The sequence below is a fragment of the Calditrichota bacterium genome (genome assembly GCA_016867835.1).
In the GTDB taxonomy this organism is placed as follows: domain Bacteria; phylum Electryoneota; class AABM5-125-24; order Hatepunaeales; family Hatepunaeaceae; genus VGIQ01.
Genome location: VGIQ01000030.1, coordinates 1 through 26,659 on the forward strand (window position 1 = coordinate 1; position 26,659 = coordinate 26,659).

General features: G+C 58.5%; 22 protein-coding genes and 1 tRNA gene. 2 read left to right on the plus strand and 21 right to left on the minus strand.

Annotated features, from left to right (window positions below; genetic code table 11):
• Positions 1–464 precede the first annotated feature (464 nt).
• Positions 465–3,056, minus strand: a complete 2,592-nt coding sequence (locus FJY67_04860; protein MBM3328794.1) for an insulinase family protein — start codon at positions 3,054–3,056, stop codon at positions 465–467.
• A gap of 338 nt (positions 3,057–3,394) precedes the next feature.
• Here FJY67_04860 and FJY67_04865 point away from each other — a divergent pair, with 338 nt between their 5' ends.
• Both FJY67_04865 and groL read left to right on the plus strand, forming a co-directional pair.
• The gene (locus FJY67_04865) at positions 3,395–3,688 is read left to right on the plus strand and encodes a co-chaperone GroES (protein ID MBM3328795.1); all 294 of its coding nucleotides are present in this window, start codon (positions 3,395–3,397) and stop codon (positions 3,686–3,688) included.
• Positions 3,689–3,840: 152 nt separating this feature from the next.
• Positions 3,841–5,478, plus strand: coding sequence for a chaperonin GroEL (gene groL / locus FJY67_04870; protein ID MBM3328796.1), 1,638 nt, complete (start codon positions 3,841–3,843; stop codon positions 5,476–5,478).
• Between the two features lie 91 nt (positions 5,479–5,569).
• On the opposite strand, the gene FJY67_04875 is transcribed toward groL, so the two are convergent.
• From FJY67_04875 to FJY67_04970, 20 genes are all read right to left on the minus strand, one after another.
• A complete protein-coding gene (locus FJY67_04875) occupies positions 5,570–6,574 on the minus strand; it encodes an ATP-binding cassette domain-containing protein (protein MBM3328797.1) in 1,005 nt (334 codons plus the stop codon).
• Positions 6,571–7,626, minus strand: coding sequence for an ABC transporter ATP-binding protein (locus FJY67_04880; protein ID MBM3328798.1), 1,056 nt, complete (start codon positions 7,624–7,626; stop codon positions 6,571–6,573). The genes FJY67_04875 and FJY67_04880 overlap by 4 nt, the downstream gene beginning before the upstream one ends.
• Before the next feature lie 38 nt (positions 7,627–7,664).
• Entirely contained in the window at positions 7,665–8,696 is a 1,032-nt protein-coding gene (locus FJY67_04885) for a WD40 repeat domain-containing protein (GenBank protein MBM3328799.1), read from the minus strand.
• Positions 8,697–8,702: 6 nt separating this feature from the next.
• A complete protein-coding gene (locus FJY67_04890; protein ID MBM3328800.1) occupies positions 8,703–10,007 on the minus strand; it encodes a hypothetical protein in 1,305 nt (434 codons plus the stop codon).
• A 116-nt stretch (positions 10,008–10,123) separates the two neighbouring features.
• Positions 10,124–11,743 carry a hypothetical protein gene (locus FJY67_04895; GenBank protein ID MBM3328801.1) on the minus strand — a complete coding sequence of 540 codons (1,620 nt, stop codon included), beginning with the start codon at positions 11,741–11,743 and terminating at the stop codon, positions 10,124–10,126.
• 101 nt (positions 11,744–11,844) lie between these two features.
• A tRNA-Pro gene (locus tag FJY67_04900) sits at positions 11,845–11,921 on the minus strand.
• A 164-nt stretch (positions 11,922–12,085) separates the two neighbouring features.
• Positions 12,086–13,558: a hypothetical protein gene (locus FJY67_04905; protein MBM3328802.1), complete on the minus strand. Its 1,473-nt coding sequence runs from the start codon at positions 13,556–13,558 to the stop codon at positions 12,086–12,088.
• Positions 13,559–13,600: 42 nt separating this feature from the next.
• Entirely contained in the window at positions 13,601–14,341 is a 741-nt protein-coding gene (gene queC, locus FJY67_04910; protein MBM3328803.1) for a 7-cyano-7-deazaguanine synthase QueC, read from the minus strand.
• 122 nt (positions 14,342–14,463) lie between these two features.
• Complete coding sequence (locus FJY67_04915; GenBank protein MBM3328804.1) at positions 14,464–14,958, minus strand: nucleoside deaminase; 495 nt, start codon at positions 14,956–14,958, stop codon at positions 14,464–14,466.
• On the minus strand, positions 14,924–15,418 hold the full coding sequence (locus FJY67_04920; GenBank protein MBM3328805.1) for a hypothetical protein: 495 nt from the start codon (positions 15,416–15,418) through the stop codon (positions 14,924–14,926). Before FJY67_04920 ends, FJY67_04915 begins: the two co-directional genes overlap by 35 nt.
• On the minus strand, positions 15,402–16,775 hold the full coding sequence (locus tag FJY67_04925; GenBank protein ID MBM3328806.1) for a DUF3696 domain-containing protein: 1,374 nt from the start codon (positions 16,773–16,775) through the stop codon (positions 15,402–15,404). Before FJY67_04925 ends, FJY67_04920 begins: the two co-directional genes overlap by 17 nt.
• Positions 16,776–16,826: 51 nt before the next feature.
• Positions 16,827–18,098: a GTPase HflX gene (hflX, locus tag FJY67_04930; protein ID MBM3328807.1), complete on the minus strand. Its 1,272-nt coding sequence runs from the start codon at positions 18,096–18,098 to the stop codon at positions 16,827–16,829.
• Positions 18,095–20,146 (minus strand): hypothetical protein, encoded by a 2,052-nt coding sequence (locus tag FJY67_04935; GenBank protein ID MBM3328808.1) that lies wholly within the window; start codon positions 20,144–20,146, stop codon positions 18,095–18,097. The genes hflX and FJY67_04935 overlap by 4 nt, the downstream gene beginning before the upstream one ends.
• A 204-nt stretch (positions 20,147–20,350) precedes the next feature.
• Entirely contained in the window at positions 20,351–21,493 is a 1,143-nt protein-coding gene (locus FJY67_04940) for a hypothetical protein (protein MBM3328809.1), read from the minus strand.
• Entirely contained in the window at positions 21,490–22,260 is a 771-nt protein-coding gene (locus FJY67_04945; protein MBM3328810.1) for a ParA family protein, read from the minus strand. The genes FJY67_04940 and FJY67_04945 overlap by 4 nt, the downstream gene beginning before the upstream one ends.
• 23 nt (positions 22,261–22,283) lie before the next feature.
• Complete coding sequence (locus FJY67_04950) at positions 22,284–23,027, minus strand: hypothetical protein (GenBank protein MBM3328811.1); 744 nt, start codon at positions 23,025–23,027, stop codon at positions 22,284–22,286.
• Between the two features lie 118 nt (positions 23,028–23,145).
• Positions 23,146–24,129: an HD domain-containing protein gene (locus FJY67_04955; protein MBM3328812.1), complete on the minus strand. Its 984-nt coding sequence runs from the start codon at positions 24,127–24,129 to the stop codon at positions 23,146–23,148.
• Positions 24,130–24,242: 113 nt separating this feature from the next.
• Complete coding sequence (locus FJY67_04960; GenBank protein ID MBM3328813.1) at positions 24,243–24,605, minus strand: nuclear transport factor 2 family protein; 363 nt, start codon at positions 24,603–24,605, stop codon at positions 24,243–24,245.
• 47 nt (positions 24,606–24,652) lie between these two features.
• Entirely contained in the window at positions 24,653–25,687 is a 1,035-nt protein-coding gene (locus tag FJY67_04965) for a low specificity L-threonine aldolase (GenBank protein MBM3328814.1), read from the minus strand.
• Positions 25,688–25,786: 99 nt separating this feature from the next.
• Complete coding sequence (locus FJY67_04970) at positions 25,787–26,485, minus strand: pirin family protein (protein MBM3328815.1); 699 nt, start codon at positions 26,483–26,485, stop codon at positions 25,787–25,789.
• Between the last annotated feature and the right edge of the window lie 174 nt (positions 26,486–26,659).

Consider the following 26,659-nt stretch of genomic DNA (forward strand, 5'->3'; position numbering starts at 1 on the left):
CCCGATTCGCCGTATGCAGCCGCCGGCTAATTCAAGAAAAACACTCGGGAGGAACTCGATCGGTTCGACGGCGGGACCGACCTTTAGGCGGGGCAGTGCGAGGAGTCGGACACTCGTGACGAAGCGTGGCGCCGGTCGGGACCCGGGAGCAGACATACCTTATAATATAGCGCTTCACCGGGCACTTTGCAAGGGAGGAGAGGGAGAGCCCTTACCTCATGTCAGGCACATGGGTAGTATCTGTCTGGGGTGAGAGCGGAGTAATGCAGTTTCGTCGTCCCCGCGAAGGCGGGGATCCAGACTGAAGAGAAGATTGGGTTCCCGCCTTCATGGGAACGACATCCTCTTTCGCCAACGTTATCAACTTGATGCCAGGTTAACGACGTAGGCAGAAGTGGCAGCTTAACTCATCACACTTTGAGTCAGCCAAATGGACTGATGTAAGTCCTCAAAATGGCGCTGAATCACTTCACCATAACTGTAGTCAATCCGTCGCCGGTCAAATACCGCCGGACAACTGCGCCGACGCCTTCCGAATCTACCTTCTTCAATGCCTCTATTAGGTGCGTCCGCGCTTCGGGATCGCCCCAATAGTAGTCCCCCGTCGCCATCGACCAAGCTTGGCCGATCCGGGACATATCGCGCATCAGCGCCCGTCCAGAGATCGCTGCAACGAGGCGTTCGACTTCTTCGTCCTTGAAAGCATGAACATCAAATTCATCGAGCAGTTCCCGAATGCCCGCTTCCGCCCTATCGAGGTTCTCGGGCCGGGTCGCAAGGGTGATCTCCCAGACAGCACCCAGCGACACGCTGCTGCGATCCGAAGCCATTAACGACGCGTGAAGCGAGAGCGAACTACCCAGCGAGTAGGCCAGCCCGCGCTGTTCGCGAAGGACCGTCCCCATTCGGTCGGAGAGCCAGGCATTGGCAAGCACCAATGCTGCCCGATCGGCAGGATCGATGCCGCGAATGACCTTCCCCATCACGACCGCGCCCTGTGCCCGGCCCAAGTGCAAGGTATCCCGAAGTTGACCGGCGGAAATGCTGTCGAATCGCACCACGAGGGGCATCGGCTTAAGATCGTCGTTGCCTTTTGGTGGAAGCGGCTGCAAACGCCTCAAGTTCGTCAAGCGAGATTGCAATCCCTGGGTGATCTTCATCTCGTCGGCCGGACCGGAGGCGGAAGCGATCATCGACTCTGGTGCGATCAAGGCGAATCGCACCTTTTCAATCAACGCGACGTCGAATCCCTCGACATCGCCATAGACGCTGCGGCATAGAGGATGATCCTCGCCCAACAGCAACTTGCGCAAGTGCATCGAGCCTGCTGCAGCAGGGCTGCGCCCCGATGCTGTCCGGCCGGCTCTGGCGCGGTCCTTGGCGGCCGCGAGCGCCTTCTCAGCAACCGACGTCGTCAATAGATCGGCAGCAAACCTGATCCCTTCATCCCACTTGTCGGGGAGCATCTCCAGCCGGATAAACGAGTAATCCGGCGAGGTGTAATAGTCATCGTAAGGGATGGACGGGTCGTCCGCGCATTTGAGCGAGATGGCGAGATCGTCCTTCCGGTTGGCAAGCGCCGTCCCGCCCGAGGCAGCCTCCTCGAGGCACCTATGGAGCAGATCGACCGCGCCGGCTCCGAAGCGAGCGTCAATATCGCTGCGACCTTTGAACAGAATATGCAGCGCAAAGACCCGCGCCGAAGGATCGCTCCGGACGATGGTGGTGATCCCGCCGCTCGATTGGGAACGTGTCAGCGAGGCCGCTTGGGATAACCTCTCCGTGGTTGCAGTGTCGGCCGGTTCGATTGCCATTGCCAGCCCTCTGCCGCCCAGAAATTCCTTCGCAACGCGCTGAACGTCCGACGGCTTTAGCGCGCCAAGTCTCTCCTCCCACGATGCAAACGCATCCCAACCCGCCGCCGCCCAATAGCGGGCATACATGATCCCGAAGTAATGGAGCCGTTCGCTGTTGAAGTAGAGATCGGAGCGATACTGCCCGGCAAAACGGGCGATCTCCTGTGGTTCAACGCCTCTCTCAATGATCTTATTGACCTGAAGATCGACGATGTTGCGAATTGCCTCTTCGCTTTCTGTCTCACGGCTTGATGAAATCGAAATCTGAAAGATGCTTATATCCGGGTCGAGGATGATATCGCTGCCGCCCCTGACACCTGCCGGAAGCACTGCCTTTAGCCGACTATCGAGGATTCCCGAGAGCGCCAGCGTCGCCGGGAAGTCGGACGACCGGGGCGATGGTGCAGGGAAGGCTATCTGAAGGTGCCGGCGGTCGTCGCTGCCGGCTCGCTCGAGTGCGCCAAGCCCCGCAAGAGCCTCGAAGTCCGGCGCTGCCAATTGTCGGCGGTGAGGGAGTTCTGCAGGAGGATAAGCCGTCAAGGTCCGGTCGAGCCAACCAATTAGGGTGTCGGGACCAAAGTCCCCGGTGACAAAGAGCAGGCAGTTGTTAGGCTGATACCACCGGTGATAAAAGGCGAGCACTGAATCGCGCTCCAGTCGGGCGATGCTCTCTTCGGTGCCGAGCACCTCTCGCGACAGCGGCGAACCACCGAAGAGCGCTTCCCTGAAGAGCCGGTCGGGGTCTTCGCCCGCGGCTTTGCCTTTGGCGATCTCCTCCATCACAATACCGCGCTCCTTGTTGAACTTGTGCGGCGGGAGCGTCGAAGCGAAGACCATTTCGGCGAGGATCGGGAAGCCCTCTCCGAACTTCGATCCCTCTACGAGGAGCATAAAGTTCGTAAAGTGCGAACCGGTGTGAGCGTTGTGGTAGGCGCCGATCCGGTCGAATGCGGCGTAAATTTCGGCTTGGGAGTGTTCTATGGTGCCGTTGAAAAGGAGATGCTCGAGGAAATGCGCGGCACCCCAGGTGTGCCACGTCTCGTCACGCGCCCCCGCGTTGATCACTATATTGGCAGCGATCATCGGCACCGAGTGATTCGGCACCAGGACGTAGTCCATTCCATTGGACAGCCGCCCAACCCGGGACGGCGCGGCATAGGAAGAGGCAGCCAGAAGAAGGATGAGGAAAAGTGCCGGCATTGTTCTGCGTGGTAAGAGTGCGATGCTAATCAATATCGCCTCAATCGGGCGGGCTTTCGCCTGCTGTCGGTGCTTGCCAACGACGCAGCGCAAAATATCCCTTCACATTGGGTAACCCCGTCCTCTTCACCCGCCTCCAAATAAGAGTATCCGATTCGAACGACAGACAGATCAGCCCCGACTTCTTACTCTCACTTGCGCCTTCGAGCGTTCAGACTACTTGACAGCCCAACTGAGGACATATATATTACTTGACTGTTAGCACTCGCCTGCCTATAGTGCTAATAGTTTTATGCAGTCAACCGAAGTATTTTCAACAACATCAAGGAGACCATCAAATGGCCATTCAACCGATTGATGAACGAGTCCTGATCAAGCCGCTCGAGCAGGAAGAGCGGAAGGTCGGCTCGATCATCATCCCCGACACCGCCAAGGAGCGGCCCCAAATGGGCGAAGTGATCGCCGTCGGCGATGACGTCACTCACGAGAAGGAGACGCGCAAGAAGTTGTCCGAACTGGTCAAGGTCGGAGACCGCGTCATCTATGCCAAGTATGGCGGCACCGAGGTGAAGATCGACGGCGTCGAGCACCTCATCGTATCGCGTAACGATATCCTCGCCGTGGTCAGATGAAGTTGGAAAGTTAGATAGTTGGAAAGTTAGAAAGTCCGGAATTAGGTAAGTTGGCCTTGAAGAAAGGCTCGTTTTCCGAATACCAGCAACTTTTCAACTTTCAAACTCAACTTCAACGCCAATCACAATCACTATCACAAAGGAAACTCAATATGGCAGCCAAGGAAATCATCTTCGACCTCGATGCGCGTCAGGCGATGAAGCGCGGGGTCGATAAACTGACCGATGCGGTCAAGGCAACACTCGGGCCCAAGGGCCGTAACGTCCTGATCGAGAAGAAGTTCGGCGCTCCGCTTTCGACCAAAGACGGCGTCACGGTCGCCAAGGAAGTCGAACTCGAAGACCCGATCGAGAACATGGGCGCTCAAATGGTGCGTGAAGTCGCCTCGAAGACCTCCGACGTCGCCGGCGATGGCACCACCACCGCCACCGTTCTGGCCCAGGCGATTTTTGCCGAAGGCCTTCGCAATGTTGTCGCCGGAGCCAATCCGATGGACTTGAAGCGCGGCATCGAAGTCGCCGTCAAGGAAGTCGTCGCGTCGCTCCAGTCGATCTCCAAGCCGGTCGGTGCCAACTGGGACGAGATCGCCCAGGTCGGTGCCATCTCGGCTAACAACGACGAACGGATCGGCAAACTGATCGCCGAAGCGATGGAGAAGGTCGGTAAGGACGGCGTCATCACCGTCGAAGAAGCCAAGGGCACCGAGACCACCGTTGAACTGGTCGAAGGAATGCAGTTCGACCGCGGTTACCTATCGCCCTACTTCATCACCAACCCCGACAATATGGAAGCGGGCCTCGACGAGCCTCTCATTCTGATCTACGACAAGAAGATCAGTTTGATGAAAGACCTCCTGCCGGTGCTCGAGAAGGTAGCTCAGATGGGTCGCAGCCTGCTGATCATCGCGGAAGACGTCGAAGGCGAAGCGCTCGCCACGCTCGTCGTCAATAAACTGCGCGGTACGCTGAAGGTTTGCGCCGTCAAAGCGCCCGGATTCGGCGACCGACGCAAGGCGATGCTCGAGGACATCGCAGTCCTGACGGGCGGCCGGGTGATCTCCGAGGAAGCCGGCTTCAAACTCGAGAACGCCGTCGTCAGCGACCTCGGCAAAGCCAAGCGCGTGACTATCGACAAGGACAACACCACCATCGTCGAGGGCATGGGCGCCAAGGCCGAAATCAAGGGCCGCTGCGACCAGATCCGCAAGCAGATCGACACTACCACCTCCGACTACGACCGCGAGAAACTCCAGGAGCGGCTCGCCAAGTTGTCGGGCGGTGTCGCGGTGCTGAAGATCGGTGCGGCGACCGAGGTCGAAATGAAAGAGACCAAAGCCCGCGTCGAAGACGCACTACACGCTACTCGCGCAGCTGTCGAAGAGGGCATCATCCCCGGCGGCGGCGTCGCGCTGCTGCGTGCCCAGGCGGCGCTCGACACATTGTCGCTCGAAGGCGATCAAGCCCTCGGCATCAAGATCATCCGTCGCGCGGTCGAAGAACCGATCCGACAAATCTGCCACAATACCGGCGTTGAGTCGTCGGTGGTGGTCGAAAAGGTGCGCAACGGCAAGGACGCGTTCGGTTTCAACGCCCGCACCGAGGTCTTCGAAGACCTCTACAAGGCCGGCGTGATCGACCCGACCAAGGTGGCGCGCTGCGCATTGGAGAATGCCGCTTCGGTGGCGTCGCTCCTGCTGATGACCGATGCGGTAATCTTCGAGAGGCCGGAGAAGAAGGAGGCGATGCCTCCGATGCCGCATGGCGGCGGTATGGGCGGGATGGACTACTAAAGTAGTCCAATTGACGGGTGCAGATTGGATGCACAAAGGGGCTGTCCCACAATTTTGGGGCAGCCCCTTCTCTTAGTTCTAAACTACCGGCCTATGTATAAGGGCAGGCAACCTGCCGGCCAATTCCAATATCCCTCAGTGGCGGCATCGCTTCGGCGCAGTCTGGCTGCGCAATCGGACACCGGGTTCGAAACGGGCAGCCCGATGGCTTACGGAGCGGAGTCGGGACGTCCCCGGTCAGGATGATCCTCTTACGCGATGCTGCCCCTTTCGGATCGGGCAGCGGCACTGCCGACAAGAGCGCTTTCGTGTAGGGATGCCGCGGGTCGTGATTCACCTGATCCGATGGCCCTATCTCAACCAGATTCCCCAAATACATCACTGCTATCCGTTTCGAAACGTGCTCCACCACCGAAAGATCGTGCGCCACAAAGAGGAAGGTCAGTTTGAACTCATCCTGCAAGTCCTGCATCAGGTTGATCACCTGAGCCTGAATTGAGACGTCGAGCGCCGACACCGGCTCGTCGGCAATAATCACCCGTGGGTTGGTCGCGAGAGCTCGCGCCAGTCCGATTCGCTGCCTCTGGCCGCCGGAGAACTCATGCGGATAACGTTGAGCCTGCTCCGGATTTAGTCCCACCTTTTGCAACAGCCAGCCGACCCGTTCGATGCGCTCAGCCTTGGCCATCGTGGTGTGAATAAGGAGCGGCTCTTCGACGATCTTCATCACCGTCAGGCGCGGATTGAGCGACGCAAAGGGGTCTTGAAAGACCATCTGAATCGCTCTCCGATACGGCCGCATAGCGCGCTTCGACAACCGCGTCAAGTTGACCTTCTCGCCATTCTCAAGGTTCAGCCAGATATCGCCCTCGACAATGGTGTCGGGGTTGACCGAGCGGAGGATGTTTATGAGTGCGCGCCCAACGGTCGTCTTGCCGCAGCCGGACTCACCTACCAATCCCAACGTTTCGCCTTCGATCAAATCGAATGAGACGCCATCGACAGCCTTCACTTCAGCAATCTTTCCAAGGAAGACACCGCCATAGACCGGGAATCGGACGCGCAGGTCGCGCACTTCGATGACCGGGCGGCTCACTGGACAGCCTCCGCTGAAGGTGAGATCGAAGCCGGCGAGGAACTCGCTTCATTCCCGTAAAGATGACACCTTACCTGACGTCCCGGTGCGATGGTCATCAGTTCCGGTTCGACTTGTTGGCAGATCGGCATCACGCGCTCGCATCTGCTGGCGAACTTACAGCCGGGCGGCAGGTTGATGATCGACGGGACGGTGCCGGGAATATTATAGAGGCGGTGCTGCTTTTGCAGGTCGGGACGAGGCAGTGACTTAAGCAACCCGACAGTGTAGGGATGGAGCGGTTCTTCGAAAAGCGGCCCAACCGGCGCGACTTCCTGGATCATCCCCCCATACATCACGATGACGCGCTGGCAGGTCTCGGCAATCACGGCGAGGTCGTGAGTGATCAACATGATGGCCGAGCCGGGACGCCGCTCCTTCAATTGCAGCATCAGATCGATGATTTGTGCTTGAATCGTCACATCGAGCGCGGTGGTCGGTTCGTCTGCAATGAGCAAAGCCGGGTCGCAGGCGAGCGCCATCGCGATCATCACCCGCTGGCGCATCCCGCCCGAGTACTGATGGGGATAGTCTTTCATTCGCCGGCCGGCATCGGGGATGCCGACCTGCTCAAGCATCTTGACGGCGTGCCCGACGACCTGCTCGCGCGGAACGTGCTCGTGGTAACGGACGATCTCCTCGATTTGCATCCCGATGGTGAAGACCGGGTTGAGCGAGGTCATCGGCTCCTGGAAGATCATCGCGATCTCCTTGCCTCGCACCATATACATCTCGGTGAGCGGCAGTTTCAGGAGGTCGCGGCCCTGAAAGAGCACTTCCCCGGCTACGATCTCGCCGGGTGGATTGGGAATCAGCCGGACCAGCGAGAGCGCCGTAACCGATTTACCAGAGCCTGATTCGCCGACGATCCCCAGCATTTCGCCCGGGTGGACGTCGAAATCGACGCCATCGACGGCTTTGGCGAGTCCGGCTTCGGTGCGGAAGTGGGTCTTCAGCCCCCGGACGCGCGCAAGGGGGGAGGGAGATACTGAAGGTCGAGTTTCTGAAGGCAAATGGCGGTATCTATTTCAGGTGATTCTAACGCCTTTGATCATGGCAATCTGCTTGCCGATGATCTTTTTTCGGTCCCTCCCCTTATCCACACCCTCACCGTCCCATCCCGCCCGCCGCTGGCGAGGCGCTTCGAATCGGGACTAAAAGCGAGAGTCTGGACGGTTCCGGTGTGCCCCTCCAAAACGGCGGTTTCCCGCCTGGTGGAGGCGTCCCAAATGTAGGTTCTTTTATCCTTGCCCCCCGCGGCGATCCATCTCCCATCAGGGCTGACCGCGATGCAGAAGACCGGGCCGCGCGGCGCCCTGGTGGTCCAGAGCGGTGTATCGGTGACCCGCGCCGTAGGTTTGGATTCCGTCCGCGGGGCGCTCTCAAGCGCCGCGGCGACATCCCAGAGCGCGGCGCTGTTGTCGCTGCCCGAAGACGCAAGTCGGCGCCCATCCGGGAGCCATCCCACCCCCGTCACCGCGCCGCCGTGAAGGATCATCCGCAGCCACTCCTCGCCCGTGGCGACGTCCCACACCTTCGCTCGCCGGTCACCGCAGCCGCTGGCAAGCATCGTCCCGTTCGGGCTGAACGAGACCGCAAAGAGCGCACCACCCTGTAACGGCAGTGAAGTCTCCAGGACGCCGGTCGCAACTTTCCATATCTTTAGGCCCCGGTCGTCATCTCCGGCTGCAAGTAGCCTACCGTCCGGGCTGAAGTCAAGGGCAAAGACCCGGCTCCGCGCACCCTCGATAGTCCGTACCAGTTCGCCGGTTGCAGCATCCCAAATCAGGATACACTTCTTTTCGCAACCCACGGCGACGAGACTTCCATCCGGGCTGACCGCGAGCGAGTAGATCCACCCCTTGTCGCTATGAAAGGTATCGAGCGGACTCCCGGTCGAGGCTTCCCAGACGATTACCTGCTGATCTGCTCCGGCACTGTAAAGTCGCTCCTCATCCGGCGCCCACCGGACGGCATAGACCCAGTCGGTGTGGCCTTCAAGGACGGTCATCAGGGTCCAATTCGGATTCGCCAAACTATCATCGACGCTTCCCCACATCATCATCAGCACCAACATCATCATCGAGCATCATCCCCGCTCGATCTTCAGGAGCAGCAACTTCCGGTTGACGCTCACTTGCGACAATTTGCCGCCCGGCAGACTCGCTTCGAAAGCCTGCCTAACCTTCTGATAGAGCCGCGTCGGCTGGCGATACCGCTCGGGGTCGCACCAGACGAGGTAGTCGAGCGTCCCCGCCGAGACGGTGTTTTCCTTGTAGCGCCTGTTCTTCGAGACCTCGTCCCAAAGGTCGAGGAAGGTCATCTGGATCGCTTCGGTCTGGTCGGTCGAGAAGGCGCCTTCGATGCTGACGACGACCTTATACTGGACGCCCGACTTGACGTCGTCCTTCCAGTAGGCGGTGATGCGGGCCAGCACTTTGTCGATGGCGTCGTTGACGGCGTTTTCAATCAACACCTTGTCGCCGACGTTCGCCGAGGGTGAATAGCCGGTCTCGGTGCCGAGCAGCCGCGCGGTGGTCGTCTCGTAAGCGCGGACGTTGACCGAAGCCTTGCGGGTGTTGTGGGCGGTGTTCTCGAGGCTCACTTCGTAGGTGATATAGACATCCGAGCCGATTGAGAGCGCAAGTGCATAAGAGGGGTCTTCAGAGAGCCCTTTGATCATCCCCTGCGCAGCGGCGAGTTCCTGCAGTGCGGCTTGCTGTTCAGGGACGACCACGTCATATTGGCGCTGGGTCAGATAGCCCTCGATCACCTTGGCAGCGTGCGAGAGGTTGGGGTTGGAGGCGAGCACTTCGATCGGCGATTCGCCTTTCCTGACGGCTGGAATGACCATCAGGAAGGGGTTGCCAAGCGCCTCGGCGATCTCCTCGCGAGCAGGTAGTATGCCCTTCGCGTTGAGCCAGTCTTGAATCGCCGACTTGTTGATCTTGAACGCCTTCTCGATGGTCAATTCATATTCGGCGTTCTTCTTTATTTCGCGCTTGATGCGGCTGATCAGGTCGCTCCCTTCCCAGGCAATAAACCGCTGGACGTTGCCGGCGTCGAAGAACTCCTCTTCGATGCGCACGAACGCTCCGCGCTCAGTCTCTTTGCCAAGCAGCGGGTCGGTGCCGCCGAAGAGGACGAACCAGACCGCGGCTTTGCGCGCGTCGAAGAGGGCTTCCTCGAGGAGGAAGTTGTTCAAGTCTTTCTTCTTGCCCTGGCCTTTATCCCAGTAGCCGATGCCGGTGGCGCGGACGGCGACTTCGGTCGGCGAGACCGATTCGACAAGGGTCGCCATCTTCGACCGCGGCAGGTTGGAGGCGGCCGCGGGGAAGACCAATGCAATGGGCAGCAGAAATGTGATTAAGTTGGATACTGATGACTTAGTCATAGGAACTCCGGGTGGAGAAAATCGTCGATTGCTATCTGCCGTCGGGAATGGTCGTCGGGAATCGTTATCAAGTTTGGTGAACGGATGCAAGAACTTTATGCATCCTTAGCGTCCCCTCACTTCCCCAACGCTCCTTGAATCAACCCCGCCGGGTCGAACGGCAGTTGCGGCGGGCTCCAGTGAAGGTAAAGTCCCACCATCACCCCCGAATGATCGACCACCGGGAAGGGATAGTCCGGATCCGCGACCCCGCTCCAGTCGCCCGGCTTCAGGTCCACCGTCCAGACGTCTGACTCCGGGTAGAGCCGGTAGCCGAGCCGGAGACCGTAGTTCAGATCCGGCGAAGATGCCCATTCAAGATTCACCGCCCCTTCGACGCCGATGGTATTGTTCGCCACGGTCAGTTTGTAGTCCGTTCCGAAGGCGCGGAACTCCTGCTCGACCGAGTACCACCGCCCGGCCGCCTTGGCTTCCCACGCCAGCGCCATCTGACCTACATAATAACGCTTCATATAGCCTGCCTGCAAGCCCCAGACAAGAGGCGGCGAGGTCGTCAGGTCAGCGAACAGACTGCCGCCCTCATACTCCGCCGGCGGGAAGAGAAAGTGTCCACCGACGATCAGGAACGAGCCGACTCCCCCCGTCAGCCCCGAGATGTTGATCTGCGCGTCGAGGTCGAGCCCAAACGTGAGCCCGTCGAACGGCTCCTTCACGTGCAGGTAGTCCCCCAATACCGGAATATAACCGTCAGAGGTCCTGAACTTATAGGCGCCGGTCTTGACCGCGACATCGATCCCAAGCCGGGGATGCTCGACGACCATCATTCCCGGAGCCCAATCGCCCCGACGGATGCCAAGTCCCGTCGAGAGCGCGACGGGATCATTCCGGTTATCGCCGACCGAAGTTACCCGCGTCCAGCCGTCCTTCGCAAAGTCCGGCTCCGCTTCGCCGCGCACCACCCATTCGCCGACCCAATAGACCTCGTCCAGACCGACGCCATCGCGCCGTCCGAGGGGGAACCGGACGCTCCGGCCCTCGACCTCGACCACCGGCGCGCCCAATTTGAACTCCGGCATATCGCGCGTGATCTGTCCGAGATTGCGACCGAAGTTGAGTGCCGCACTCTCGACCGCAAAGTCCTGCGAGCCGAAGCCCATCGACTCGGTCGCACCGCGCTTGCGCAGGATGACCCGCGGTTGATCGTCGGACTGCACAATCTGAAACCAGACAATCCCCCCCTGCATCTTACAGGTCCACCGGTCGGAATCTTTCTCCTTCTTCAGCGACCAGCCGGTCAGGACGGGCAGGTAGATGTAGGCCGAGTTCATCACCTTCTCGATCTCCTCGAGGGTGATGCCGAGTTCCTTTGCCTTCGTGGCGAGGAAGAGTTGCCGTTTCTCCTCGGAGACGAGTTCCCCCGCACGGGACTCCATTGCACCTTCGAGCAGAGCGATAATAGGCGGGACGAGCCGCTCCTGCATCAAAGATGCGATGTCATCGACGGTGAGCGAGCCGCGGGCGTTGGCGGTTTCGACAAAGTTGTGGACTAAAGCCTCGGGCAGCGGATTGAAATCGAAGCGGGGGATTTCGACCTGACCCTTAACCTGTCGGAGAATCTCTCCGACATAACGTCGGTCAACCTCCCGCGCTTGCGGCGTCGCGAGGTATAGCGCATCGAGGTAGGAGATCGACTTCCGTTCGTAGCGCTGCGGCAGCAATGCTAATGCTAATGCCAATACTAATGCGGATGCCAATTGTCCAAGCCAATGCTAATGATGATGCTAACGATGATGATGCCTGCAAGCCGGAATCGGCATTAGCATTGGCATCAACAATCTCGTCGGGGCGACTGGATTCGAACCAGCGACTTCCTGCTCCCAAAGCAGGTGCGCTACCGGGCTGCGCCACGCCCCGAAAGGGAGAATGTAAGATAAGCAGGAAAGGGAATTATAGGGAAGGGGTGGACTATGGACATGGGTGTTCAGGCCAAGATTGGTCAGCAACACGGGTGGGACTCTGTTGATGTTGAAGGGGTGTATCGCTCAAGCCTCCGCGCACCCTTTACCCCGCCAACTCACTCACCTGATGACTATGACCTTTCCCACTGCTCCAGCGTTCCTGTCTCCCGTCAAGCGCAAGTAGTATTCCCCGGCTGGCAAGCCGTCGGCGTTCAGAACCGCGCGATGCCGCCCGGCCGGATGGAGACCTTCGAGCACCTGACGCACCTGTTGCCCTCGCGCGTCGTAGAGACGCAGTGCAATCGGCGCGGCAGCGGGTAGATCGAATCCGACGTAGGTGAAGGCATTGAAGGGATTGGGATGCGGCGAAAGGAGGCGAGTCGTCCCACTTGGGATGGGGTCCGAATCAATCGGCACAGAAACCGGCCCGACCTTGTAGCATATGAGTTGCGTCGTTGAGAGGTAGAGCAGTTCAAGGTCGTCCTCCCCGTCCATATTGGCGACTTCGAGGTCGGCCGGGCTGCCGGGCGCGAAGGCCTCGCCGACCAAGCGAAAGTTGCGGGCGTTGAAGGCGAGGAATCTCCCCTGCTCCAGCCCGATCAGTGCCACCCCTGAGGAGTCCCCTGAGAACCACTCCAGTGCATTCAGATGCCGGATGCTATATTCGAACGGCACTCTTCGGATGATCTCCAGTTCCGGCAGCGATATTTCGGCAATCCAGAGTCGAATAGTGTCGGAATAGACGACAAAAGCGCACTCATGACCATCAATGGGTGCCACGGTCATTCCATAGAGATTGAGAAACAAAGGAGAATGTTCTCTATCTGAATCAGGCCTGAAGGCAAGCGTCCGTAGCCTTGAGCGCTGTCTGCCGTAATGTCGAATGCCATTCGAGTAATCTCCATACTCCGGATTTTCAGGTGTCCATTCGGATGATTTCCACGCCAAGACGATTCCATCTCTCCCGTCGTCGGTAGTCGAAGTTCGCTTCATTTCGATCGGTTGGCCGCATGCAGCTCGAAGCCACAGCGAATCGCCGAGGATATCATAGAAATTGCCATTTGTATATGCATATTCGCTACGAAATCCCATGACATAGGTATTGAAGATGTATAACGGCTGCAGACTGTCTTCCAGCATTGATCTGGTTGCGGTCAGGAACCTGCAATTTCTCTGCTCGGCAAACATACCCTCTTGATTTCTCTCATACTGCACCAACGGCATCCTCGACAGCGAGTCGAACGTCTCAGCATCGTAACGATAGAGGTAACTCCACCCCGTATTCTGTCCCCGCGGCACCGGCTCAACGGCATTCCAGACGATTTGTGCGCCTGACTCGTAGGGGATTCGCGCCGCTGCGGTGACGGTCATTCCGTTCTCGGGGCCGCGCCAGAGGACCTCCCTGTCGCTAACAACCAGCACCCGGCTTCTGGTCGCGACCAGCGCGCAGGCACGGTCATCCTGGTCACGCCATATGGTGCCGATTTGGACTCCCTCCTGCAGGTCAACCGACCATAGTTGACGCAGGTTCAGGTCCGCCCCAGCGAACCGAGCCATAAGCACCATGCATAGTATGGCAATCTGCCGCTTCACGCTTGCTCCTCTCCTTAACTCTTGCTTGCTCACCCTTTTAATCTACGCAACTTCTCGTCCATCTCCCACCCCCGCTTCCCGCATCCCCCTGGCTCTGATCCGGCAACTGGCGCACGCTCCGCAGGGCCGGTCGCCCGGCTGCGGGTCATAGCAACTCCAGGTCAGTCCAAGATCGACGCCCAGCGCGATGCCGCGGCGGATGATGTCGGCTTTCGACAGGTCGATCAGCGGCGCTACGACAGCGATGGCGCGGCCTTCGCTGCCGACCTTGGTCCCGAGGCGGGCAAGATGCTCGAAGGCGCGAATGAACTCCGGCCGGCAGTCGGGGTAATTGGAGTAGTCAACCGCGTTGGCGCCAAAGAAGATCGCTTCAGCGCCCAAAGTCTCAGCGAAAGCCAGCGCCAGCGCGAGGAAGATCGTATTGCGCGCCGGGACATAGGTGATCGGGATGGCGGTTTCGCTCACCTCGCCGTCGTTATGCTTCGGGACGGCAATCTCAGCCGTCAGTGCCGATCCGCCGAATGCCCGCAGGTCGAGCGGCAGGATCAGGTGCCCGGCTGCACCGAGCGAACTTGCGACCCTTTTGGCGGCTTCCAGTTCGATCCGGTGCCGCTGGCCATAGTCGATGGAGAGCGCGTAAGCGGCGTAACCTTCGCTTCTGGCTATGGCGAGCGTAACTGCCGAGTCGAGCCCGCCCGAGAGCAACACGACTGCCCGTGCATTTATGTTAATGTTAATGCTAATGTTAATATCACGCGTGGGGTCGGATTCCGATCCGACCATTAGGAGTTGTTATTTCTGCAGGGTCGGATTTCGATCCGACCATTTGCAAGCAGCTTTTCATTTCCCCATCAAAACAGCCTCGGATCGTCCTATGAAGCATCATCATCATCATCATCATTAAACTACGTGGTTTCTCTCCGTTCCCGGAAGAACCGCTCCATTAACTCCCCCGCTTCAGCAGCGTATTCGGCTAACTGATAGACCTCGACGCGGTGCGCGAGGCGCGGGTCGCGCGGGATATCGAAGAGCGTCCCGCAAGCGCCGTAGCGGTGATCGGGCGCGGCGTAGTAAACGGCTTCTATGCGCGCCAGGACCATTGCTCCGGCGCACATCGGACAAGGCTCAAGGGTGGAGTAAAGGACGCATCCGTCGAGCCGGCCGTTCTCGATGGCTTGAGCCGCAGCGGTTATCGCCAGCAGTTCGGCGTGAGCGGTTGGATCGGAGAGCGCCTTGGTGCGGTTATGATCCCGTCCCAGCACCCGGCCCTCTTTCACCACGACGGCACCGACCGGTACCTCACCTTCGTCGAAAGCATCCCGCGCTTCCGCCAGGGCAAGGCGAAGGAAATGGGAGGGGAGGAAGTCAAAGGCGGGAGGGCTTTTCCTCCGGGCAAATATGCTCAACTACAATACCATTATTTTGCAAAGCACCCTCGAAAATCCACCATCCTCTATCAGTAGCGTGAAGTATTGGAGGATTAACTCTGCAGGCTATTGCCAAAGCGACAAACTTACGATCATTGCGGTCAAATTGACTTAGTTCCGGATCAGCGGGAAATTCCTCATATCCCCGGCTGTCATTCAAAGGAGTCAATTCAAGTTTAATACAGCGGTTATTATTGGCTTGATTATTATGTGCCCAACGCAAAAACATATCTCCCACACCGGGCTTTCCAGATATTCTAAGGTTTAAACCGTATTCTCTTAAAACCTCTTCGCCTGAGTCCAATACCAAAATCCTATTGCCTTCCAGGAATGCCTTTAATGCGCGAATGCACGCCTTTTGGCAGACAAGCGTGGCATTGGTTTTTCTACCATTTGCAACTACGGGAACATTAGTATCAACTATCGCTAGCAATTGCCTTTTCCCGTAATTTCCTATCAATAATTGCCTCTTGAGTTGCAGCGATTTCGCCGAAAGGATCGCCGAAGAAATCCTTAGGCCAGTTCGCGATATTGCCAAACACATCGACTTGAAGTGGTGTAAGCCTTGAAGCGCCTTCGTGAATATCGCAGAAGTAGAGTGCGACATCTTCCGGCTTAAGGGATTCATCAGCGATCCGCCGCTGCAGCCGGTTCAGAAGGTGTTCGCTGTGGCTCTCGACGATGACTTGAATCTTACGCTTTTGCGTCACGTCGATCAGAAAATCAGCGAGGGCGCTTTGGGCCGATGGGTGCAGGTGCAATTCGGGCTGTTCGAGAAGGACAGTGGAACCTTCCGGGACGTAGGAGCAGAGAACAAGGACTGGAAGGACCTGGGAAACGCCGAAGCCAACATCAGTAATGAGAACCTCTGCGGATAGAGAGGTCTTACGAACCGCAACTTTGTATAGTCTCGATTCAGCTGATATTACCTTAACATTGAAGCTCTCAATTAAGCCCATATTATATAGCCAATCCGCTATATATTCCTGAAATGGAATTTTACGCTTGCGAAATCCCGGGTCTATGGTTTCTTCGGCTTCCGTGCTCGAAAGTATAGCTTCTATAGTTCTCTCGCCTTCACTCCCCACATCTGCAGGCCAGGCGCCGGACCATCTATATTCAGCCTTTGGAAAATCGCGCAGGGGACCAAGATAATAGCAGCTCCTTAGTGCCTTTTCAAATTTGAGCTCGAGAAGAGGCAAAAAGTTGGCATTTTGATAATATGCAGTCGTTTGATCCGGAAAAGTATAGAATCTAACCGGTGCGGATAATGGCCATGGTCTGCCGGCAAATCGAATAAACCTCATTTTATTCTGCGGCGAGACGGTTAACTCGAATTGCCCGGAAGGTGGCCTTGCCTTGCAAGCAAACTCGTGATCGTCGAACAAATATGCAATTCGCTGCACCTTTATATTACCAGTGCCATTGGAAATTAGTTCAGCATCAAAACCGAAATCACTCGAGTTAAACATTTCCTTTCTATTCTGATCCTTTACTACCAAGCGCTCGACATCTTTCCAAGCAAGATTGAAGCCCAAAACTCGCTGCTTCTCGCGCTGAAATAGCAAGTTTTCGAATAGGCCAAGCTTCACATAGCTCCTCTCATCGCCAAGGAACAGGGGCTGCGAACGATCTGTTGATTCCGTTGTCTGCTTCAGCATCAGCAAAAACTGCAAAATGCTCGACTTGCCAGATGAGTTTGTGCCCCAGATACCGGTTATCCGGGAGAGCCTCATCTTCTCGATCGAGCGCCATGCCTTGAAGTTGGAAATGGAGAGTTCAGTCAGCATAGATACTCCTGAAGCACAAGATAAGCAAATATCGGAATTCGCGCAATATCCTCACCCCCCCTCCCGCATATACTCCACTACAATCCACCCCTCCCGGAACGACCGCCCCACCACCTGCACCTGCTCCTCAAATAGACGCATCCGGTCGCCCTCGTCGGGTCGGAACGACTCCTCGCCCCGCACCCACCTCCGGTTGGCGAATCCGGTAATCAAGCCGGGAACCTCGTAGAGCCGAATCCCTCGCAGCGCGCTGATAAAATGCGCCCCCGGATATTGCCGCTTAAGGCCGTCCAGCAGCGCCGCATCGTCCACCTTGTCAACCTTGTTGAAGAGCAGCAACTGCGGTTTCTGCCCGAGGTCGAGTTCGGTTAGAATCTCCCCGACCCGCTGCAACTGGCCTTCCCAGTGGGGGTGCGAGATATCGACGACGTGCATAAAGAGGTCGGCCTGCCGCGACTCTTCAAGCGTTGACTTGAACGACGCCACCAGATGCGGCGGCAGTTTGCGAATGAACCCGACCGTATCGATCAGGACGACGCACGTCCCGTCGGGCAGGCGCATCGCTCGTGCTGTTGGGTCGAGCGTCGCAAAGAGTCGGTCTTCAACGAAGGCGTCCGACCGGGTCAGGGCATTCAGCAACGTTGACTTGCCGGCGTTGGTGTAGCCGACGATGGCGACTTTGAAGGCGTCGCGACGCCGCGAACGCCGCGTTTCGCGAGCCTTCTCGATGCGGGAAAGTTCAGTTCTAAGTTGTGTGATCCGGCGGCCTATGGCGCGTTTGTCGGTCTCGAGTTGCGTCTCGCCGGGGCCGCGCGACCCGACCGGGCCGCGGGTGCCGATGCCGCCATACTGCCGCGATAGATGCGCCCATCGTCTTGTCAGACGGGGGAGGAGATAGTTGAGTTGCGCCAGTTCAACCTGTATCCGTGACTCCCGCGTTCGCGCCCGCCGGGCGAAAATGTCGAGGATCAGCCCGGCCCGGTCGATCACCTTGCAGCCCAGCCGCTGCTGAAGGTTGCGTGTTTGCGCCGGCGAAAGGTCGTCGTCGAAGATGATCAGGTTCGCTTCGCAAGCCTTCGCCAGTCCGGCCAGTTCCTCGACCTTGCCCGATCCGATAAACGTTGCCGCATCCGGCTTGACACGTTCCTGGACAACCCGCCCTAACAGACGCCCGCCGGCTGTATCGAGGAGAAGTTCCAATTCATCAAGGTGATCGCCCAATTCCCAAGCCGCGATGCCGCGCCGCTGAACTCCGACAATCAGAGCGCCTTCGGAAGGTTCTCCCATTTGGCTCGGATTTGTGGATCGAGGAACTACAGTCATGGCTCCGGACCTGATCGACGCGGGCGAGCCAGCAGCGACTCCGACAGCAGAAATCCGAGAAAGAGCGCTGCTGCAGTCTGCCACAGTTCTCGTCCGAAGCGCGACTCCCGCACCGCCGTTGGAATCGACATCGGGTCGTCCGGCAGTATCTGCGCTCCGGCATATCTCTTAGCCATGTCGCCTGGCGCTGGACGCATATAAGCCGGGCTTCCGGATGGCAGGTTGGCGGCAAAGCGACCTAAAGTGGCACTCGATACCTTCACATCGTAGATCCCCGGCAGTTCGATAAGACCGGTGTCGAACTCGACACCGGTTGCGGTCGGTCGCATGGGAAGCGCCCGGCTTTCGCCCTCCGGATCGACCAACGTCGCCTCAGTCGGTCGCTCCATCTGCAAGAGCGGCCGCCGAACCTCGCCAGTGCGCCAGTCTTCGCCTTCGCTCGAAGACCCCGCCGAGGCGTATATTACCGCCCGAAAGAGCAGCGGTGCGAAGATGCCGGAGTAGATCCAGTCTCCCACCTCCGGCGTGAGTGGCGAAGTCAACAACAGCGCCCGACCGCGCCCCGGAGTCCGTTCCATTAAGAAGGGGCTTCCCGACGAGAGGGGAATAGCCACCTGATCGCCTTCGCCCACGGCCATATCAACCGCGAGTCGTAGCGACGGTGATCGGGGCGCACCTCCCGCTTCGAACATCCCGCTGAAAATTGGATGCTCGAGATCGACCCTTCCCCAGGTGATTCCACTCCCCGATACGATTCCCTTGGCACCGGCAAAGCCGAGTTGCTTCCAGAGCCCCCGGCTCAGCCCGGTCAGGTCCGACTCCTTCGATGGCGCCATCACCAGTCCGCCGCCGGACTGGACAAACTCCACCACCCGGGCGGCCGCACCGGTAGAGACATCCTTTACTCCCGCGAGTAAGAGCACGTCGCAGTTTGCAAGCGACATTGTCTCCCACCGGTCATGCGCTGCGAAATCAAGGTGCACGAATCCGGCCGCCTCAGTCGCGAGCGCCGCTCGCAGGATCACTCTGGTAATTGTATCGGGGCAGACCGCAACCAGCCGGACGACCTCCGGCACGGCAAGCGTGAAGTAGTAGCGATTGTCGGCGGCGAGAGCGTCGTTCTCTTCGATGCGAATGGAGCCTGCAAGGTTGCCCGACCGCGGCGGTGTGAAGGTCAAAACTTTCGACACCGATGCCTTGTCGGGCATTTCGAGCGAACCCTGTGCGACCCGTTCGCCTTCCAGGTAGAGCGATAGGACCGCGCCTTCGACGTCCTGCCCGGTGTAGTTCGCAATCTGAACTTCTATATCGACCGGCCGGCCGGCTTGAAGGATAGTGCTGCGCCGCTTGAATCCGGTGATGCTGAGATTGGAGAGGCGCTCCGGTCCGACCGGTATCAGCAACGTGCGGACACCGGCAGGGCGAACCGTCGTCAAGGTCTCCGCACCAACCTCGTAGAATCCGCTCACTATAACTAACTCCCGGTTTGAGCGCGATGACGCTGCCAGGATTGAGTCGGCAATCTTCAATGCCGGTGCCAGCGCCGGCCGGACAAAGCGCGGTTCCATTTGTGCCAGGTCTTCCATCAGCAGTCGCATCCCCCCGTAACCCGCAGCCAGCCGTCTCTGCGGCGTCGCGAGCGGAAGAATGGTAACCTGGTCGCCCGGACCTGCCAGGTCGAGTATCGCTTCGATTCGAACTCGCGAAAGTTCGAGCAACTCCCCGTCCCGAGTCTGCGCCGCTGACGTCAGCCCGTCGTCAAGCAGGATGACCATTTCGACCGTCGAGGCTGCTCCAACCGCGCCGACCGATTCAACCGCCGGACGCGCGAAGACCATCACCAGCGCCAACACCGCCAGCGTCCGCAATGCCAGCAGGATAATCTGCCGCAACTGCACCCGACGGCTCGCCCGTTTCTGAAGGCGCTGCAGGAATTCCAGACTGGAGAATGGAATGAGCGGCAGCCGGCGGCGGCTCAGGAAATGAAGCAGGAGCGGGATCGCCGCTCCTGCCAACGCCGGAAGGAAGATGGTCTGCAGGAAAGTCACGACTGGAAACGACTCAACAAATAGACGACCGTGGGTTACTCATATAGAGTCGATTGAAGAAGTCCCGGCATCACTTCGGCGGAAGCCGGAATCCAGACTGGAGGCGGACTTTTGTCAGCATGATGCGGGCTAAGGCAAGCCTTGCTCCGACCTTTGTCAACGGACTTCTATTGCCTTGAAGAGTCCACTGGTACGAACAGAACTTCACCGCCATGGCGCAAAGTAGCGCGAGAGGGTCAGTTCCTGATGCTGATACGACTCGGCGGCGATCGTCTCTTCATCGACCGGCTCGGACATCTGATAGTAACGTATAACAGCCATTCGCTCAGCATGCCTCAGAAATGTCGTGATATTATGCCCGCGTGTCTCGAAGATGAGCGGCGTTCCCTCGGGTCGAAGCCAGCCAAAGCCGGGATGGACAAATCCGGCATAGTGAATGCGTAACTCACCGAGTCGTTCCGACATCGCCTGCACAAACGCCGCGACTTCGGGCGGCAGACGAAAGCGCTCCCGGGAGCGGAGGATATAGAACCGTTCGGGCACAATCTCAAGCCGTTCACCACTCTCCTGAACCGCGACGGGTTTCCAGTAGTTACGCGGATCGGCGCCTGGTGTTCCAGGAAGCAGCGGTATCGGATGACGAATGTCGCGCAGCCCTTCGAAGCCAATCAGGCCGGCTGCTTCGCCGTCCACGACGGGCGTTATATCGACCGTCAACTCCTGTAGTTCGTCTTCGTGTTCAAGGCTGCGGTCGGGATGAAGAAGTATGTTGGCATAATACTTCAGCAGCCCCGGCCCCAACTCACTTATATAATCCTCTCCCATAAAGAGGCGCAATTGATTGAGGCTGACCCCGGCCTGAACCTGAATCGGAAAACTGATCGGAGTAACTTCGGCATAGAGGGTGATCCCGTGCCGTTTTGATCTTCGCGACGGCACAATCTGGTCGAAGCCGGGTGCATAGTCGGCAATGAGCCGGACCAGCACGTCGAGCCGCCCGACTGAACTCTTGCCTGATGCGACACCATGCAGATCGGGATGCGCCGAAAGGTCGAGTGATTCGGCGAGCCGGATCAAATAAGTGCAACGAGGTTCAAGAACGACCGGACGCGAGAGGTCGATGCGCTTGGTTCGATAGGCGCTTTCGCTCAAGGTCTGCTCGTATGCTTCGGTAGGGTTGCCCTTGACCGATCCGCGCATGAGCCACCCTTCTCCAGCCAGGGTCAAATCGAACGCGCTCGGCCCGGCAGCCTTGTCGGGATCGAGCGAGCCTTTTATGACGCCTTCCTCGCAGAGCGCCATCAACTGCCGTCGCGAAAGAACGCCTGGTCTAAGTGTCAGGCTCAAGCCGCTCGTCCGTGCCGGGCGATCAGTTCCTCGGCGAGTGCCAAATAGTCTCTGGCTCCTTGTGACGAAGCGGCGAAGTGGATTGCTGGCTTGCCAAAGCCGGGCGCTTCCGCCAGCCGGATGCTGCGGTGGACGATCGTATCGAAGGTGTGCTTCGGGAAAAACTTCTTCACTTCGGAATGAACCTGCCGCGCCAGATTGAGGCGCGGGTCGAACATCGTCAGCAGGAGCCCTTCCATTTCCAATTCGGGATTAAGGCGCTTCTGGACCAGGTGGATGGTGTTCAGAAGTTGCGTCAGACCTTCGAGGGCAAAATATTCCGACTGCACCGGGATGAGGACGGCATCTGCAGCGGTCAAACCGTTCAGGGTCAGCAGTCCGAGCGACGGGGGGGCATCGATCAGAATGAAGTCGTAGTCAGCCCGGACGGGATCGAGCGCTTTGCGAAGGACGCGCTCGCGGTCGTCCATATTGACCAGTTCTATCTCCGCGCCGACCAGCCGGATGTGCGAAGGCAGGAGGGAGAGGTATTCAAACCCGGCCGGCCGGATAATCGAACCTGCCGGCAGGTCGTCAATCAGAAGATCGTAAATGCACGGCTCGTCGCGCCCGACGTGGACCCCGAGTGATGACGAACTGTTAGCCTGGGGATCGAGATCGACAAGCAGCACTTTTCGCTCGGCGACGGCGAGCGCTGCCGCGAGGTTGACGGTGGTTGTCGTCTTCCCAACCCCGCCCTTCTGGTTGGCTATGACGATGCTACGCAAGGGAACCAGGCGTAAGCAGGAAGTTAGCGTCCTCCCCAAATCGGAAACAACCCCACCTGCCAGCCGATGCCGCCGAAGGGGTCGCCCGGTCCATTTTGAGGAAGAAACTGAGTATAATTAATCCCCGCCCGGACCAGGAGCAGATCGCCGCGCCAGAGGGTTCCCTCAAGCCCCCCGCCAACCGACAACATCGACTCGGCATCGTCGGCATAGAAATTAGCGGTCGTCACCGTCCCGCCCTGATTGGTTGTCCCGCCTTTGCTGGTCTTCACCGTCCGCCAGGCATAGCCTATATGCGCCTTTATACCTGCACCGAGCCACCCCAAGCCGGTCGGCAACTGATACGCTCCTCCGGCACTCAGAAAGGTCGTGTTACCGCGATCGACTTCGATGGTGTAGCGGGCGGCAAAGTCATAGACCGGCAGGACGGCTTTGTAGGTGAACTTCTTCTGATCCTGGATCACCCCGAAAGTCGCTTCAATGAAGAGCGGGTCGAGGATTCGGTAGCGGTAGGAGAGGCCGAGCGCCGGCGTCCGGGACTCGTTAGTCGCAGAATAGTGACCGCTCCAATGGAAGGTCGTATCGGGGAAGAGGGGGCTCGACTGGCTCAACTCGAAGCCGGCGCCGATCATCTCATCCTCTTGAATCTGATATCCGATGAAGGGGACGATCAAGTGGCGCGCTTGACGCGCCTCCATTGGAATCGTATCGCCGGTGGCAGCCATGACCGGCATCGCCGACAGCAAGACAACGATGAGTGGACGCAAGAGGATTCTCCTCATGTTCGGTTCTTTACTAACGGACGCTCTGACCCGCAATATGGTGCGCGGACATAGCCCCGTCCTGATAAGTGTCGTTCACAAACGTCCCGGGCAGGTATGGTGACTACCCACCCGCGGGTCCGGCATCGCCGGTTGCTTCCGGTCCCAGGTCGAGGTGCCGTCCCAGGAGTTCGACGAACTTCCAACGTTCACCGGGAAGGCGGTCTGCAATGAGACGGCGGTAGGCATCCATCTTGGAGTCGATTTCGTCCACGTAGTGCAGCAGAAATGCCTCCCGCGTCTTCGGCTCCTGAGGCGACCCTTGCGCCGGTCCGCCTTGGTGCGATAGGATCAAGTGCTGAACCTGGTCGAGCAACTCCGGTGGAAAGCCCTCGATCGCTGCGGCGCGCTCGCCGACCCATTGCACCGCGAGCGGGATATGTCCTACCAGTCGCCCACGGTCGGAGTACTCGAAGTGCCGTTCAAAGGAATACTCCTCGACCTTTCCAATGTCGTGAAGAACCGCACCGGCGATTAGCAAGTCACGGTCGATGTCGGGGTAGTGCATCGCCAGCCGCCGGCAAAGCATGACCATCGAAAGGGTATGCTCGAGAAGCCCGCCGAGCCGGTTGTGGTGCCATAACTTCCCGGCTGGAGCCCGCATAAAAGCCGGGCGAATAGTCTCATCGGTCAGAAATCCTTCAAGCAACTGCTTCAGATGCGGGTTCTTTAAACGCCTGACTACTCGTTCCAGTTTATCCATTAGAACCGCCGGATCGGCATCAATCGCGGGAACGAGATTTCCCTCTACGACCGGATCGTCCTCGCGCGCCTTCCTAATGCGCTGGATGTTGAACTGCCGACGGCCTTCGAAAAGCCCAATTTTACCCTGCACTTTGACGATGTCGCCTTCGCGCAAACTGCGGTGCAGTTGTTCGGCATCTTCCCAGAGGTTTCCGGTGAGCCGTCCCGAACGGTCGCCTAACTCAAGGTGCAGGAACCAGCCGCCATCCCGCTTCGACCGCAGTTCGATCTTTCGCAGGACGAGAAACCCCGTGAAGGTTTCGCCGGCTTGATACTCCTTCAAACCGCGGTAAGGCTCACTCATGGCAAATAGGTTACATGAAGGTGGATTCGTTTCGCCCGATTTTGCCTATCTCACTCCGCCGGGTGGGATTCACCCAACCTCAGGCAGGTCGACTCCCGCCTGCCGATTCCATGCTATTCGGTGTAGAGCGCGCTGATATCGGCGAAGATCTCATAGGTCCGAATCTTCTCTCCCACCATACCGAAGACGTTGCAAAACGGCACCGTAAGCGTCGAACCACTCTTGCGGGTGTAGGTAACCTGCCCTTGTATGACGATATGGGACGCCGTGTAGATCGAATTGCCCAGTTTATGCGAGAGCCCCGCGATTGAGCTGAAGAACTGATCGACGGCGGCTTCGACTGCACCCAGCCCTTTCACCGGCGGCCAGTTGCCGAAAGTGAAGGTGACGTCGTCGGTCAGGTGCGATAGAAACGCCGGTGTGTCCATCCGGTCGATAGCGGTGAAGAGGTGCTGTATATTATCGTTATGAGCCATTGTTGTGAAGATTTGGGTGGGTTAAATGTCGTTGCCGACTGAAATATCTACTTGAAAAGCCGACGCAGTATCGCTATAGCCGAAGCCACATCGTCGTCGTTCACATCGTGGTGCGTTACCATTCGGACGCGCGAACCGAAGGCGGTTACGAGCAGCCCATCCGCTTTCAGCATCCCGGCCACATCAGCGCCTCTAAGTCCCATCAGAGCGGCGTCGAAGATGACGATATTGGTCTCGACACCCTCCAGATCGATGGCAAACGACTTCAGTTCAACGACCGCCTCAGCCAGCCGTCGGGCGCGGAGGTGATCCTGGGCGAGACGTTCACGATGGTGGTCGAGGGCGTAGAGTCCTGCCGCTGCGAGGATCCCAGCCTGCCGCATCCCGCCTCCGAAACGCTTGCGAAATCGGTGCGCCCGATCGATGAAGTCTCGCGAACCGACCACCAGCGATCCAACCGGACAACCAAGCCCCTTCGATAGACAGCACGAAACCGAATCGAACGGCATTGCAAGTTCGCGCTCGGTCATGCCGGTTGCTGTTGCCGCGTTCCAGATCCGGGCGCCGTCAAGGTGCATCTTTAGCCCGGTGCGGTCGGCCAGGGCGCGCAGCGATAAGACTTGAGACTGCGGAAAGATCGATCCACCCGAGCGGTTGTGGGTGTTCTCGACCCAGATCAGGCGGCTTACCGCAAAATGGTGATCGCCGGGCCTAAGGCGCGCTTCGACATCGTCTGCGGTGAACCGGCCTCGCACCCCCGTAATCGGCGACATCACAACGCCTGACAGGTGCGCCGGCGCGCCACCCTCGTAATTCAGCGCATGGCAGCCGGCTTCGCAGTAAATCTCGTCGCCCGGCTCGGTATGCGCGGCTATGGAGACCTGGTTCCCCATCGTCCCCGAAGGCACGAAGAGCGCGGCTTCCTTGCCCAACAGGTCGGCTACCTTCTCCTGAAGGCGGTTGACTGTTGGGTCATCGCCAAAGACGTCGTCGCCCACCTCGGCTTCGGCCATGGCGCGCCGCATCGGCGGTGTCGGACGGGTCACGGTATCGGAACGGAAATCGAGGAGTCGGCCCGGCATAAGCCTTTAATCTAATCATATCGCCGGGCTATGGCAAGGGAGAAAAGAGTTTAGAATGATGAATGCGGAATGCGGAATGTAGAGTGACGATGCCAACCCCTACGCCATATCGAACAGCAGAAAGTGCGCATCATTAGGCATTTCTAACCTGAGCCTCGCTTCGCCATGCATCGCTGCAGCATCGCCCGGTTCCAGCGACTCCCCATTGACCCTAAGTCCGCCCTCGATCAACTGCACCCAGTAGTAGCGCTCTGCAACAGCAGCATAGTCCGTTACCTGCCCCGACTCGAAAACCCCCGCCAGGACTTCAGCCTGCTGTTGAATCATCATCGCGCCGTCGCGTCCGTCTGCCGAGGCGATCCGACAGAGACGGTTCGCCTTCGCTTCAGCGGGGAAGTGCATCTGCTCGTAGGAGGGATCGAGGCTGCGAGCCTGCGGAAGGAGCCAGATCTGAAGGAGGTGGCAGGTCTGATCCTCGGTCGGATTGAATTCGCTATGAATAATCCCGCGCCCGGCCGTCATCCGCTGGACGTCCCCCGGACGGATCACGCCGCCCGACCCGAGACTGTCGCGATGCTCAAGTTCTCCCTCGATGATGTAGGTGAGTATCTCCATATCGCGGTGCGGGTGCATCCCAAACCCCCCGCCGGGACCGAACCAGTCCTCATTCATAACTCGCAAATGACGGAATGCGACCCACCGCGGGTCGTAGTAGTCGGCAAACGAGAAGGTGTGATAGGTCTTTAGCCAGCCGTGGTCGAAATAAGCCCGATCCGCCGAACGTCGTATGGTAATCATGGCATTCCTTTTATTGCTTGGTGCAGATTGTTTTTGTATTCTCCCTCCCGCTTTGCGGGGGGGTGTATAGTCTGGGGAGATGGGTAACAAACGTGCGGGGAGATGGGTGACACAATCGTATCGCATGACAGGTCACAAAAGGAGGTCTGTCATGCCTTGGTTGGAGTACACCAT